This is a genomic window from Erythrobacter dokdonensis DSW-74 (assembly GCF_001677335.1).
Taxonomy (GTDB): Bacteria; Pseudomonadota; Alphaproteobacteria; order Sphingomonadales; family Sphingomonadaceae; genus Erythrobacter; species Erythrobacter dokdonensis.
Genome location: NZ_LZYB01000005.1, coordinates 1 through 13,568 on the forward strand (window position 1 = coordinate 1; position 13,568 = coordinate 13,568).

Consider the following 13,568-nt stretch of genomic DNA (forward strand, 5'->3'; position numbering starts at 1 on the left):
CCGATGGCCGACTGGCAGGCGAACATCGCGCTGGGCGGCGTGCGGGAAGGCAGCACGCCGTGGCAGGGCACCGCTGCGCTCGGCCTGACCGCGCGCCGCGGCGAATGGCGGCTGAGGAGCGGCCTCACCGCTGCCGACCGCGATGGCTGGCGGCTCGAAGGCGGAAACCTCAGCGCCGCGCGCAATCTCGGGCAGGGCGCGATTGCGCTCGATTTCGACTGGCACGCCGACAGCGGGCGGATCGGCGGCGGAGTGAGCTTCAGCCAGCAGATCGGCGCGCTCGGCCTCAGCGCCGGCATCGGACGCGAGGCCGAGGGCTGGCGCTTCGGCATCGGACTGACGATGGGCCTGTGGCGCGGCCCGACCCGCTGGCGCACCTCGCCCTCCGGCATCGCCCGATCAGGCGCGATCATGGCCGAGATGTTCGTCGACGAAGATGGTGACGGTGCGCGCGGGGCGGAGGAGGAAGCGGTCGCGGGCGGGCGTTTCCTCGTCGGTGCGGCGCTGCGGCGCGAGGCGACCGATGCAGACGGGACCGTGCTGATCCGCGGGATCGCGCCCGGCCCTGACGTCGATGTCGAGACCCAGCTGTCCTCGCTTGAGGACTTCACTCTGCGCCCGATGCGCGCAGGTGACCGGCTTACCTTGCGGCCGGGCGAGGTGCGCCACCTGCCGGTGCCGCTGCATGCGACTGGGAGCATCGAGCTGCAGGTGCTGCTCGCCGCGGGCGACCGGCTGACTCCGCGTTCGGGCGTGCCGGTGATCCTGCGCGACGGCGATGGCCGCGAGGTCGCGCGCGCGCTCAGTGATTTCGAGGGCTTTGTACTGTTCGACGCACTTGCTTTCGGAACCTGGCAAGCAGAAGCGGTTGGCCAGCGTTCTGCTGTTATTGTGCTATCGCGAACTGAGACAGACAAGAGAGTCCGCGTTCTTGTTCCGGCGGCGCAATGACGGCAGACCAGAGAAGCATGGCAAGAGCCGCGTTCAGCAATACTGAGCAAGCGGCAACAAATCTTTGCGCAAAAGCTCAGATATTTTCTGGCAAGATCATGCGTATTCGCCGAGAAATAGTACTTGAGATCATTCCAGAATCAGCGTCAGCCTTCCACCCAGCTTCGGCCATAAGCCGGGCCGATCAGCGATCCCACCAGCGGCATGGCTGCTTCTGGGGAAACCAGACGTTCAATGCATTGATCCTGAAAGGCCGATTCTGGATCGGATGCCGCCGCTGCAGTTTCATTTTTTAGGCCGATGGACATGCTTCGTGTGACCAATGTGGTCACTGGAGAATGCTCATGGAGACGACTGAAAAAGAAACGCCTGCCGCCAAGCGTCCGGTCTGGAACGCCGGACGAAGCGTGGGAGCTAAGCGCGCGTTAAAGCCGAAACAAATTTGGGAGATCCGCTTTTTTCTGAATGAACGACGCCGCGTGCGTGATCGCGCACTGTTTGACCTTGCGATCGACAGTAAGCTGCGTGGCTGCGACCTTGTTCGCATGAAGATCGGCGACATCGTCAATGGTGGTCAGGTCAGGACGCGCGCAATTGTGATGCAGCAAAAGACAAGCCGCCCTGTGCAGTTCGAACTGCTGCCAGATGCCCGGGCCAGTCTGTTGGCATGGCTTGAGCGCCGTGGTGGCACGGTGGACGATTATGTATTTCCAAGCCGGGTCGATCGCACTGGCCACCTTAGCACCCGCCAATATGCACGGCTCGTCGATGAATGGGTAACCGGGATTGGCTTGATCCAATCCGAATATGGCACCCACTCTCTTCGGCGAACCAAGGCATCGATCATCTATAGGGCTACCGGCAATCTGCGTGCGGTCCAGATACTTCTTGGCCATAGCAAGATCGAGAATACGGTGCGTTATCTAGGGATCGACGTAGAAGACGCGCTTGCTCTAGCCGAAAACACGGAAATTTGAGCAATCGGCTCCTCGTTACCCGCGAGGAGCCGACCAAGAACCGCTGGTACTTTTGTGCCGCTCGAAGGCGGCGTGTCAGATGGCAGCTGCCGATCCAGACCCAGTCGTTCCCGATCATCATCGGCAACGTCTGCTTCCGCCGAAAGCCGCCATGCAGCCTTCGTGATCACGTATTGACCACGCTTATGGCAGGAACGGGTGGAATACGGACCCTTCTATCCAGTTTGACCTATCCGCCTCCTTCTGAACTTCATTTACCATGAGGGCGAGCGCGCTATCACTTCAATTTGGCACTTCCAGCGGAAGGCATCCATGACACGCCCCTGGCGATCCTCGCAGGTGCAACCTCGGTATTCGGCAACCTTCCAACGTTTTTTGCCGCGCTGGTCGCCGTTGGGTGGCGCTTCCCACTTCATGCCCACTCTCAACTGCGCCTCTTGGCGGGCATTCAAACAGGCTTGTTCACGCGTTGTCGACGGGTTGCCTGAATAAAATTCCCGAACATCACCTGCAGCAGCTGGCATGGCTAAACTGCATATTCCAACCGCAGCACAAGCTAGAACAAGACTCGAAAGCCGCACTGATTTTCTCCGTTACGGTGTAAAGCTGGAAAACCATTCGCCATTCGGAAACAAGAATCTTTCCCGCTCCGCTGAAAAATTGTGAAATCGGCGGCGCCAAATTGTGAAAATTATGGAGAGCAGTAAGATCAGTCTATTCTGGACGCATCATTGCCATATCCTGCGCCACGCCCAGTCGCGGCTCATAGCTTCCCAGCGAGGCGTCTGGAACTCCCGCATGCTGGTCATTCTTGCTGCGATTCAATCTGACCTCGCCTGCCACGGATGCCCTTCTGGTTTCAGGGGCGCGGAGCAGCTAAGCTAAGTAAATGGTGGTGGGTGAAAAGCTGTTGTCGAAGTTGGATCTGTCCCCTTCAATTGTGGCGTTGTTTTTGCACCAGATGAGCCCTTCGAGCTCGGCCTCGTCCAAGAGCGAAGGCAAGCACCGTTTGTCCGAGTGCCATTTCTTTTCGTGGATCTGGTAATGGCTTGGCGAAAGATGCCGTTGCGCATAAAGTCAACCGCGTGAACGATAACAGGGCGCCCTTGGGATAATGCCGGATCGAAATACGATTCAACCAACGCCAGAGAGAACGCCTCCCGGCACCGGCGGCACCGGATCATCCAGCCATAGCGATGTGCGGGTACTTGCCTCCGGTCTCGATCAGAGCGCCGCTGCCATTCTTGCCCTTCTGCGGGCGCGTGCCGGATCATGTGTCGGCAAGGACGAATTGCTCCAAGCGGGCTGGCCAGACCGTATCGTCCACGAAAATTCGCTCGCCAAGGCAATTGGACGCATTCGCCAGGTGCTGGCCGACGATGGCACCTTCGCGCTCGAGGCCGTCTATGGTCATGGCTATCGCCTTGATCGCGTGAAGGAGGCGGTAGGGACTAGCGCCACTATCTCAGGCGCCATTGCCGCCCGCTCGCACTGGTGGCGGACATGGACCATGCCTATGGCGCTCGTCTCGATCGCGGCTATCGCGCTTGCCGCCGTGGTCCTGCTCACACCGGACAAACCTGTTGCCCGCGCCGGAAACGCAGAGGCCGACGCGCTTCTGGCATTCCTGTCCGAAGACCTGATCCTGCCGACCGATCCCTATGCACCCGTACCTACCAATCCCGCCTTGCGCGACGTCGTCGAACGCACAGCCGAAAGCATGGATGAGCGATTTGCCGGTCAGCCGGGCGCGCTCGTGGCGCTCAACATTCTGGTCGCGAAGGCTTTCAGCGGCTGGGGCGAATATGACAGGGCGGTCAACCACCTGACATCGGCCCGGTTGCACGCGCAGGGGCTGGCAGACGATGAAAATGCCGCGCGGCTGGTAGAGATCGACGCGTTGGCCTGTCAGCAGATGCGGCTTGCCGGCCAGACCCGCGGCGCCGAGCAGACCTGCAACGAAGCGGCGCGGCAAGGCACAAGATTGGCTTCGCCGCATCGGTTCATGGCGCTGGTCAATCTCGGCAAGCTGCAGTTCGAAGTCGGCCGGTATGCCGAAGCCGCAGCCAATCTTGACCGGATACTGGATAACCAGAGCGATGTGAGCCCTGAAATCCGGGCCGATGCGCTCTGGTTCCGCGCCTTGGCGCTGCGCAAGCTCGCCCGGTTTGACGAGGCCGAAGCGGATTTTGCTGCCCACCTCGCTCAGCGCGAGGCATTGCACGGAAAAGACCACCCGTTAACCGCGTGGGCGCATTCGGATTATGGCGACTTCCTTGCCTATGTGGGCGATTATGATCGGGCGCGCGCCGAACTTGCCTCGGCACAGACAATCTTCGACAGGCGACTGGGTGCGGACCATGTCGAATCCCGCTCCCCCGCCTATTCGCTTGCGCTGATCCATCTTAACGAAGGCGCAGCCGACAAGGCCGAGGCGATCCTTGCGCCGATGCTCACGCTCTATTCGGCGAAGCTGGGCCGCGATCATTTCTGGACCGCCTACGTGATGACCGAACTTGCCATGGCGCAGGCCATGCAGGGCGAGGCGGACGCGGCGCGGCAACTGCTTCGCGAGGTGCGCGCCAGTGCCGCCAACGAAATTTATGGCCGGCCGGCCAAGGCCGCATGGTTTCATCTGCGCTGGGCACGAGCGATGGCTGAAATCGGTGACGAGGCGACCGCACGCGATGAACTGCGCCGGGCGCGCCGCAGTATCGCCAAAGGCTTCACAGGTGACCATCCGTGGCAGGCGAGGGCGGATTGCATCGCAGCACGGATCGAACAGCGCGCGGGCGATCCGGATGCCGCCCGCACCGCCCGGGCAAGCTGTGAGGCGCGGCTGGCAGCCAGCAATGTACCCGGCACCTATCCCGTTCATGCCGATCTGGTGCGGCTGAAGGTGGTGCGGGACATGCAAATGATGCGTCCGTAACTGACGGATTTTGCTGCCTTTCATAATTTTCAGAATTTGGCGCAGCTCATTTCATAATTTTTCAGCGGTCCGGGAAAGATTCGCCTGACGGATCGCGGAAACATTCCGACTGCCTATCAGGAGGAATTTTATGCGGCTTTCCAATCTTGCCACCTCAGCGGTCATCATGGTCACCCTTTTTGGTCCAGCTTCGCCAGTGATGGCACAAGAATACTCCCGCTCCTTCACGGGGCTCGGTCCGGACCAATCATACGCTTGCGGTGCGGCGAAAGAGATGGCTCGTCGAACACTTACAGGCAACAGCAGGATCGTACGCTTCGACTCATGTGAATGCGCCGATAGCGGCGTGAGCAAAAGCCGGACCCGTTGGATTTGCAGCGTTGAAGCAACGATTCGGCGCAATAATTGAACCATCAAACGCCAATGACGCGCGAAGCATATCTCATTGCCGGGATTGTCGGGATCGCGGTCTTGGCGGGCGATGCTTGGGCCAGCAACCCCGCGTGGACCCGTTACAGCGCCAGCGCCTCGGGATCTACCGATGCGAGGGCCTGCGCCGCCGCGCGGGACAAGGCGGCGGCCCATGCCCGCGCACATCTTGGTCTCAATCTAGGGCAATGTCGCTGCCAGCCTGCTGCCGAGGGACAGAACAGAACCTGCCGCATCAACTACGAAATACTTACCAAGGAATAGCGCAATGACCGTCCGGACCTCGCCTCGCAATCGGCTGAGCGCGCATGCCGGTGGTTCGTTGCTCGCGCGGCAGGGGCGCGCGCGCAGGGCGGCAGCGCCATGCCTTGCCGCCCTGGCCTTGGTCGGCACGCTTGCCGCCTGCGGCGAAAGTCGAACCGGTAATCGGGGATCCGAGGCCGACCCGCTCGCCGAACCGGTTGGCGAGACGGCAATTCGTGCCGCGGACTGCAACGGGACCGGTATTGTCGCAAACCTTCCCGCCGAGGACGGTTTCCTCGCCGTGCGGGCAGGGCCAAGCACGAATTACAGCGAAATCGCGCGGCTGAGTGGTGGCGCGGAGATACACCTGTGCACACCCGCCAAGGACAATCGCTGGGTAGGCGTCGTCTATCGCCCTGACGGCGATTTGCCTGATGCCGCACGTTGCCGCCTGACCACCGATGACAGCCCGCGCTATGAAGGGCCTTGCCGATCCGGGTGGGTTTCAGCTCGTTATCTCCTGCTCGCAGAAAAGGGGGACGAGAGCGTTGAGCCGGAAGCCGACGGCAATTCGGCATTTGCCAATGATGCCGCGCCCGGCGGCACCAGCAATTCGCGAAACGCTGCGCAAATCGATCAATTGGGCAACGACATTCTGCTCTCCACCCCCGGAACGTTTACCGCCGGGCACCAAAATCCCGATCGCAATTGGACAATCACAATCAACAACCAAATCAACATAAACGGTTGTTCGATGTCGCTGCGCGTTAGGCAAAATACACGATCGAGAGAAAATCGTACGACAATAAAATCTGTCAATTTTGATATGAGGTCAGTATCTGAACTTCAGACAGGATCAAGCAGCAGCTACAACTATCATTACACTAATATCGTGTTTCCATATGATGAAGAAGGAAATATAGTCGATTTTTACTCACAAGGCGACCGTAGTGGCAGCAGTAATTCCAAGGATAATATCATAGCAATATTATTCGATAGCGATATCGCGGCCAAGGAAGTTATGTTGAAACTACGGGAAATGCAGCGCTTGTGCTCATGACACGGGCTCTGCTCGCCGCGCTGCGCTGGCATATGTTTTCCGCCACGATTTATGCGGCGGTCGCCTGCATTGCCCTCTCCGCCCAGTCCACCACGGCCCAGCAGTTGAGCGATGGCGATTACGAACAATGCGCTGTCTACGATCGCGAGGATCGCTTCATCGGATATGACAGCGTGTGTCTTGCCCGAAAGCGCGCGCTGCTGCGGCGGTTCGATGGCGGTCGGCCCGTGACCGATGAGCCTTATTACTGCCCGCGGACCGCCAACAACGGACAGGGTTTCAATATGACATGGCACTCGGACGGCAGGGTGCCGACCTATTTCGGCACGTTCGATCGCACGATGGACGGCATCCCCTGCATCGGGAGGCCTGCGCGCCGCAACCGTGGCTATCCCTGAAAAGCAAAAGGAGATTAAAAATGAAACAATCTGCGTCTCGAGTTTCTGTCCTTGCGGCCCTTGCTCTGCTTGCCCCTCAGCCTAGTCTAGCCGAAACGAGGGACGAAATTGACAGATCGTTCGACAAGGTTTGGAACGAGCTGGAGTGGCTCGGCGATTATTGTTCAATGGACGATGATTTCAGTCAGCGCTGCGGTCGTAGCGCCGAGCGAACAATCTGCAGTGTAAACGCCTTGTCGGCCATTATCGAAAGATCCGGAGAAGGCCGAGCATTCGCGCGGGCCTTGAGCGAGGTTTACGATGAACTGGGAGAATTGGGCCCTTATCTCAACGGTCTTCTCAGCCGTGGTCGGATGCAGAACCCAGCCAAAATGAGCCCCAGTCGGCAAATCAGCTTTTGCCGCGAAATTGATGCTCCAGTTCAACGCTGAGCGGCTTGTTTCGAGATCATTCCCGGCCTTAGGCCATAAATATTTCGCGAAAAAGATGAATTGACTGCAAAGCATTCATAATAATTTTTTTATTTCATAAGGAATATTTCAAAATGAAAAACCTCAAAATTTTAATGGTTCCAATGCTTGGCGCCTTGGCGACATTGACAATCGCTGGCTCTTTTCATGGAACCTCACTCAATGCACAACCGCGCACGTTGGCTGCAGGGGGTAACGCTGTTTCCTATTGCTGGAAAAATGAAGCCGGATATCATTTTTGTTACGGGCCGACACAAAGAACATCGGCTGGCGAAAAGGACTTGTCAAAAGCAATCGATTACTCGGGCTGTAAGCAACCCGATCAGCAACAATACACTGGTGCCAGCGGGGTCTGCCGTGGAGCATTCTACATTTGTCGTGGAACCAAGCTGCAGGGTTACCACAATGACGAAAAGAGGATCCGTGGCTGGCTCGCTGACAGAGGCTGCTGAAGCGACGGCGCGCCCAATGAAGGGACTTCACCTGAACCTGAAATATATTCTGGCTGCGATTGGAGTGCTGATCGGCGGATTGAGCCACGAGCCAGCGCAATCGCGTGACAATGATCAGGCTCCCGGCTGGTATTACCTGTGGGCGCAATGCCCTCAGGAACCTTCGACGTCGGAGGAACGCTTTCTGTGCGACGAAGGCCTCGAAGGCGAACAAGCTCAGGCGCTGGCCATCAGCAACGCCTTCCGTGTCGACGGAAACGACACGGCTCAACGCGAATTGTTCGCGGCAGAAGTCGCCCGGCGGTTCGGGTTCGAGGCTGAGGTGCGCGAAGTCGGCCCGTTCGCGGGGTTTCGGGCAGTCGACGCGGAAATCGTCCGCACCCTGAAGGCCAGCCGCCGCATCCACAAAGGGTTGCTGGCTGTCACTCCGGTGGCGCTCGAGCCCGAACGTCTGGCTGATGAACCCAATGACGAGGAACGCCGGACGCAGCCCGCGCTGCTTCCCCCGGTCATGGAAAGCTTCAAGGGCGGCAACGCGACGCTGTGGCGTGACGATGCAAGCAGGACTTGCGGCCTGCGCCTGCCGGACGGAACCGAAGTCACGCCCGCTTACGTCACCGACCTGTGGGGCGAGAACGGGGAAGGTTGCCCTGCAAGGCTGGTCGAAGGATGGGACATTTTCCGTTTCGATGTCCCCCGAAGCGGCATGATCTGCGGCGATACCGGCGTGTGCACCGAACTCTATGACGGCGAGGGCCACTGGATCGGCGTCGTCGAGGAAACGCCCCATCCGCTCTTCTCGATCGACCTCTTCCAGAACTGGGGGATCATCGCAACGGGCATGTGGAACTACCGGCTGTATTCGATCCCCGAACGCCGTTTTCTGTTCGAAAGCTGGCCGGGACCGGTGCTTGACGAGAAAAGCCGGGTCATCATCACCGGAACGGCGATCATCGAGGACCGGCTGGCTGTAACGATTGACCGCGAATATCGTGACGCCAAGCCAGACATGGGGGTTTTCTGGCTTGATACGATGACCTTCGAGGTGTTTGACGATCAGGCGCAGGAACGGCGCAGGCGTGTAAACGCTGACGGGAGTCATGATGATGGGGAATGACGGTGATCGCACGCATTCATCGGCATCATGGCGCGTTCCGCATCGGGGCGTATTCGCGGTGCTGCTTGCTACAGCCGCGTTTTCGCAACCGGTTGTGGCGCAAAACGCAGTGCAGGCCAACGCAGCGGCGCTTGCCGAACGGGTTTGCCTTTCGCCCGACATCTCCGACGGCTCCGATCGTGAAGGGCCGTGCAAGAAGGCGCTGATCGCACTGGAATCGGCTGGATTGCAGCAGACCCTTGTCCACGCGCGGGTCCAGCAGTCGCTCGGTCACATCTGGGCGGATCGCGGTAAGGCTGAAGTGGCCGCGAGCCATTACCAGAGCGCGATCGCCTTCGCACTTTCGTCATCAATCACCCGGGGCGAGCGGTATGAACAGCTGGCCGATCTGGAGATAGGCAGTGCCGGGTTTTGCGCCCGGTCGCCGGTAGCGCGACTGGCGATCGCCATGGCAGACCTGCGCCAGTCATGGCAGGCGAGCGATGATTTCGCCACGGCCGCCATACAATCCTTCGCGCTGGATCCCGGGGCCAAGACAGCCCCGGCGACCCTCAACAGCACCAATTTCGCTGCCCGGCAGATGATGGTTCTGTTGGGTGGATTGTTTCCGCAATTCAATCGTCCGATGGACGTGCCGTTGCTGGTTAGCCGGCTGGTTTCGAAATCGGTGCCCGCCGACGATGAATTCGTGCAGGAGCCCCAGATCGCGTTTATGGAAGCGTTATTCGCCGGGGATCGCGGGCATGATGCGGCAGCGGCGCAATTCATCGACGCTCTCGGCAGGTTGGAAGATGCGACCTATGTCGGCGAGGATGATGCAGACGAAGACGAACGGGCAGAAGCAATCACGAAGTTCGCCGCAGCTCATGCCGCTTTCCGCGCGGTCGTTCCGGAGGTGCTGACATCACGCCAGCTCGACCTTGCGCTGCAAAAGCGACTTCCTGCGGTGTGTTTTGCAGGCACGGAAGAAGCTTCCAAATAGGCTGCCCGCACCACCCGCCTGATTCCTGTCGCCCCCCATTTTCGTGCCCTCATCGTTCCGACCGCGACGCGAGGCTCGGTTATCGTTATCGATCAGATTGCCGCTGCGCGAGCCACAAGTCGTCCCAGCGATTTTTCGACCGCTGTCCGGTTCGCGGCGGATTTCATCCAGCCGGGCAGACGGCTGGCCATGGCGCCGGGCAATATTGCGCCGTCGCGTGACCGGGCCGGCGAAGCAATCCATTCCAGCAGAGCAAGGGCATGGGCACGGTTATAAGCCCACAAGGTGCCCCGTCCTGTTTCCTCCTGCAGATAAAGCGCGCATCCGAAGGCCGGATCACGCGGTTCTCCCTGTTGAAATCGGGGCACCCAGCGCGCCGCGACCGGCTTGACGGCAGCGCATGTCTCGCATTGCGCATCAAGGCTCACCGCATGGGTCGCCACAGGCGGAAAAGACGGCCGCGATCTTTTCGGGATAGTCAGCCCGTTGCCGCACTTGTCGCAGCGCTCGGATCCGCTCGTTACCAACGTGAATGCGCCATACCAGTCGCCATTGCTGCCCGCGCGTTCGTAACTCGCCCCATCGGCGCCGAAAAGCCTGCGCCGGACGCGGCTCTGCAACAGATTGCAGCGAGGGCACACAAGACGCACAAGGTCGCGGACGTGGGCCGCTGCTCCGCAGCGTGGGCAGCAGACCAGAATATCGCGGGCGAATTCCCCGACAGGCCCATTCCCGCTCTCCATGCGTGGTTCAGTCATCACACTAGCTTAGATTGAAAGACGGTTGATGTCGCCGGTAGCAGACGCATCATGAAGGTGGGGCAGTAGCCAGAGATCACTGCCTTATCTTTTGGGTGGTCCTTTCTGAAAGTACAGGATTGCAGTCAAACGAACGGCCGCGTCGGGGTTGCAACCTGCATGTCGGGTTTCAGGAAGCGAACCTTGGAAAGCCTCCATCGGCGCTCCCGAGCACGCTTGTGTCAGCTTCTGGCAATTTCAGTCCTTCAGCATGCCGTCAGGGAACGACGGCTAAGTCCCAAATCCGGTCATAAGGGCCGCTCGAAGACCTTGTCTGCCAGCAGGAGATTAGTGGGCAAAAAACCATGACCGCATAGGAGGCGCAAAGCCTTCATTTGCCGAAGTGGCCCCACCATTCCGGCCACCGGACCTTGTGCGGCGTGCGGGTGGCATTCCAGACCTCGTGCTGCTCTTGCAGCGTGAGCTGCCGGTCGCCGAGCCGAGCAAGTGCTGCCTCCACGATCCATGGATTAAGCTCCCAGCGCACACGGGCTTCGTCGGTGGGATATTTTAGTCGAGCGATGGCAAGGGTGTCGAGGATCGCGTCCATGCCCGAGTGCACTGCTTTCCAGACAAGCTTGGTTGGCCCGATGTAGTTATCGGAGCGGGCGGCCCGCGCAGCCTCGATCGCTTCAAGCGAGGCGCGCGCCGCGGCACTGTCACCGGCAAGGCCCTTTTGAGTGAGCTGGAGCAGGAACGCCTCGGCGGCGGTGACACGGCGTTCGCGGCCCTCCTCGCGGATCGTGACCATCTGCCCGAGCACGGCATCATAGGGGATCTCGCGGCGGCTGTTCTTTGGCCGCCCGCGCGGATTTCCGGACTGGCCCTTGCGGAACCGAGTCTTGCTCGGCGGTTGACCGTAACCGACGGGTTCGGGCTCGCTCATGCTATGCGTCCCCGCGGCCAGCGCAAGGTTTCGGGGTCGCTGGTAAAGAACTTGATATCCTTCACGTCCTTGTCCGTGAACTTGCGACGGCCCGGCTTGCTGAGCGCGGCTTGGGTCGCCCAGGCGTTGACCTTCCAGCGAGAAGGGAACTCAGGATCAGGCTCCGCGATCCCGAGGATGCGCATGGCCTCGTTGGCATTGTCGGCACAGTGATGCTGTTCGAACGTCATAGGCGTCCGCCTGACGCCGCCCTTTCTTGCAAGCGCGGCCTCGCGCTTCTCGATCATCTTCAGGACCTTGCGGATCGCCATGCGCTTGCCAGCGAGCGCATCCTTCAGGGTCTGCTGCTGCAGCACCTCCTCAACGGTGAGCTCGCGCTCCCTGCCGCCGACGTTGGCGGTGAGGCGCTTGTCGAGGACGATTTCGAACGCCGTGACATTGGGTCGCCGTGCCTTTGGCGGCCGCCCTTTCGGATTGCCGGACTGACCGGGCTTGAAGCGCGTGTCACTCATGCGGCCACCTCGTCGATGTTGTCGCGATGGACCAGCACGGGATCTTTTCCGGTGAGGTCGCTCCAGCGCTGCATCGCAAGGTCGACATAGGCCGGATCGATATCAAGCCCGCGGAACCGCCTGCCCACGCGCTCGGCCGCGATCAGGCTGGTGCCCGAACCGAGGAAGATGTCGAGAACGAGTTCACCCTGCCGGGTCACATCGCACCAGGCATCGGCCACCATCGCAACCGGCTTGACCGTCGGGTGGAGGTCAAGGTCCTCGCGGCGCGAGCCCTTCATCGAGTTGACGCTCGGGTAGTCCCAGACATTGGTACGATTGCGCCCGTGCTTGCCCAGCTCGACATTGTTGGTGTGAGGGACGGAACCCACGCGATAGACGAACACCATCTCGTGCTTGGAACGATAGAGCGAGCCCATCCCGGCATTGCTCTTGTTCCACACGCAGATGTTGAGGAGATCATCATAGACTCCCTTAACCGAGCCGGTCACATCGTCCATGTGGCGCCAGTCCATGCATACGAAGTGGACCGCGCCCTCGCGCGATACCCGGGCACAAGCGCCGAGCGTGTCGGCAAGGAAGGTGCGGAACTCGTTCTCGCTCATCTCGCCCGAGGCCATCGCGAACTCGCGGTGACGCCCCTTGGCATTGGCATGGCCGTTGATCTTCACATTGTAGGGCGGATCGAGGAAAGCACAGTCGATAGCCTTCCCTTCGCCAACCACGCGCTGCAGGAAGGCAACGTCGCGGCCATCGCCGCAGGCGACCCGGTGCTCGCCCAGCTGCCAGATGTCGCCGGGCTGGACCCGCGGGTTCAGAGGAACGGCCGGGATGACCTCGTCATCCGGATCTTCGCTTTCCGACAGCACCACGTCGATCTCTCCGGGGCTGAACCCGGTCAGGCCGAGGTCGATGTCGATCTCGGGCAGCGACAGCTCGGCGAGTTCGAGCTTGAGGATCTCGGTATCCCAGCCTGCGTTCAATGCGATCTTGTTGTCGGCGAGCCGGAGAGCTCTCTTCTGTGGCTCGCTGAGGCCATCGAGCATGATCACCGGCACCGTTTCCAGCCCCATTTCCTTCGCCGCGCGCAACCGGCCATGGCCTGCAATGAGGTTGCCTTGCGGATCGGAGAGGATCGGGTTGGTGAACCCGAAGGCGCGGATCGAGGCGACGATCTGCGCGACCTGCTTCTTCGAGTGGGTGCGCGCATTGCGCGGGTCGGGAGTAAGCTCGCCGGGGGCCATGTAGACCACTTCGAGCGTACGACTGGCGGGTTGTCCCGCCTTGGAGAGGAGGTTGGACATATGCAGAACATATCACGCAAGCCCCTCATTCAGAAGGGCGCGGCCCGGTTTTTATTCA

15 protein-coding genes are annotated in these 13,568 nt (G+C 60.3%); 10 read left to right on the top strand and 5 right to left on the bottom strand.

Translation table 11 applies throughout. The features are described 5' to 3' along the window. Window positions 1-951, top strand: a 951-nt coding sequence (locus I603_RS14720) for a hypothetical protein (protein WP_198157246.1), incomplete at its 5' end; no start/stop codon positions are given. A gap of 146 nt (window positions 952-1,097) precedes the next feature. Here the strand turns inward: I603_RS14720 and I603_RS14540 are convergent. Continuing rightward, a complete protein-coding gene (locus tag I603_RS14540) occupies window positions 1,098-1,259 on the bottom strand; it encodes a hypothetical protein (RefSeq protein ID WP_157090868.1) in 162 nt (53 codons plus the stop codon). Window positions 1,260-1,295: 36 nt separating this feature from the next. On the opposite strand from I603_RS14540, the gene I603_RS10485 reads away from it, so the two are divergent. From I603_RS10485 to I603_RS10510, 9 genes are all read left to right on the top strand, one after another. Then, a complete protein-coding gene (locus tag I603_RS10485) occupies window positions 1,296-1,928 on the top strand; it encodes a tyrosine-type recombinase/integrase (protein WP_068864839.1) in 633 nt (210 codons plus the stop codon). A 1,198-nt stretch (window positions 1,929-3,126) separates the two neighbouring features. Continuing rightward, window positions 3,127-4,860, top strand: coding sequence for a tetratricopeptide repeat protein (locus I603_RS10490; protein WP_068864840.1), 1,734 nt, complete (start codon window positions 3,127-3,129; stop codon window positions 4,858-4,860). 423 nt (window positions 4,861-5,283) lie between these two features. Further along, on the top strand, window positions 5,284-5,553 hold the full coding sequence (locus I603_RS10495) for a hypothetical protein (protein WP_068864842.1): 270 nt from the start codon (window positions 5,284-5,286) through the stop codon (window positions 5,551-5,553). A gap of 4 nt (window positions 5,554-5,557) precedes the next feature. Then, the gene (locus I603_RS14545) at window positions 5,558-6,592 is read left to right on the top strand and encodes an SH3 domain-containing protein (protein WP_143736701.1); all 1,035 of its coding nucleotides are present in this window, start codon (window positions 5,558-5,560) and stop codon (window positions 6,590-6,592) included. After that, window positions 6,589-6,990: a hypothetical protein gene (locus tag I603_RS10500; RefSeq protein ID WP_068864843.1), complete on the top strand. Its 402-nt coding sequence runs from the start codon at window positions 6,589-6,591 to the stop codon at window positions 6,988-6,990. The genes I603_RS14545 and I603_RS10500 overlap by 4 nt, the downstream gene beginning before the upstream one ends. Before the next feature lie 20 nt (window positions 6,991-7,010). Then, complete coding sequence (locus I603_RS14550) at window positions 7,011-7,421, top strand: hypothetical protein (RefSeq protein WP_143736702.1); 411 nt, start codon at window positions 7,011-7,013, stop codon at window positions 7,419-7,421. Between the two features lie 113 nt (window positions 7,422-7,534). Next, entirely contained in the window at window positions 7,535-7,912 is a 378-nt protein-coding gene (locus I603_RS14555; protein WP_143736703.1) for a hypothetical protein, read from the top strand. A gap of 16 nt (window positions 7,913-7,928) precedes the next feature. Further along, on the top strand, window positions 7,929-9,029 hold the full coding sequence (locus tag I603_RS10505; RefSeq protein ID WP_068864844.1) for a hypothetical protein: 1,101 nt from the start codon (window positions 7,929-7,931) through the stop codon (window positions 9,027-9,029). A 94-nt stretch (window positions 9,030-9,123) separates the two neighbouring features. Continuing rightward, window positions 9,124-10,011, top strand: a complete 888-nt coding sequence (locus I603_RS10510; protein ID WP_068864846.1) for a hypothetical protein — start codon at window positions 9,124-9,126, stop codon at window positions 10,009-10,011. Window positions 10,012-10,103: 92 nt separating this feature from the next. On the opposite strand, the gene I603_RS10515 is transcribed toward I603_RS10510, so the two are convergent. From I603_RS10515 to I603_RS10530, 4 genes are all read right to left on the bottom strand, one after another. Further along, complete coding sequence (locus I603_RS10515; RefSeq protein WP_143736704.1) at window positions 10,104-10,439, bottom strand: hypothetical protein; 336 nt, start codon at window positions 10,437-10,439, stop codon at window positions 10,104-10,106. A 700-nt stretch (window positions 10,440-11,139) separates the two neighbouring features. After that, window positions 11,140-11,694 (bottom strand): DUF5681 domain-containing protein, encoded by a 555-nt coding sequence (locus I603_RS10520; protein WP_068864848.1) that lies wholly within the window; start codon window positions 11,692-11,694, stop codon window positions 11,140-11,142. Then, window positions 11,691-12,206 carry a DUF5681 domain-containing protein gene (locus tag I603_RS10525; RefSeq protein WP_068864850.1) on the bottom strand — a complete coding sequence of 172 codons (516 nt, stop codon included), beginning with the start codon at window positions 12,204-12,206 and terminating at the stop codon, window positions 11,691-11,693. Before I603_RS10525 ends, I603_RS10520 begins: the two co-directional genes overlap by 4 nt. Beyond that, window positions 12,203-13,510, bottom strand: coding sequence for a site-specific DNA-methyltransferase (locus tag I603_RS10530; RefSeq protein WP_068864852.1), 1,308 nt, complete (start codon window positions 13,508-13,510; stop codon window positions 12,203-12,205). The genes I603_RS10525 and I603_RS10530 overlap by 4 nt, the downstream gene beginning before the upstream one ends. Between the last annotated feature and the right edge of the window lie 58 nt (window positions 13,511-13,568).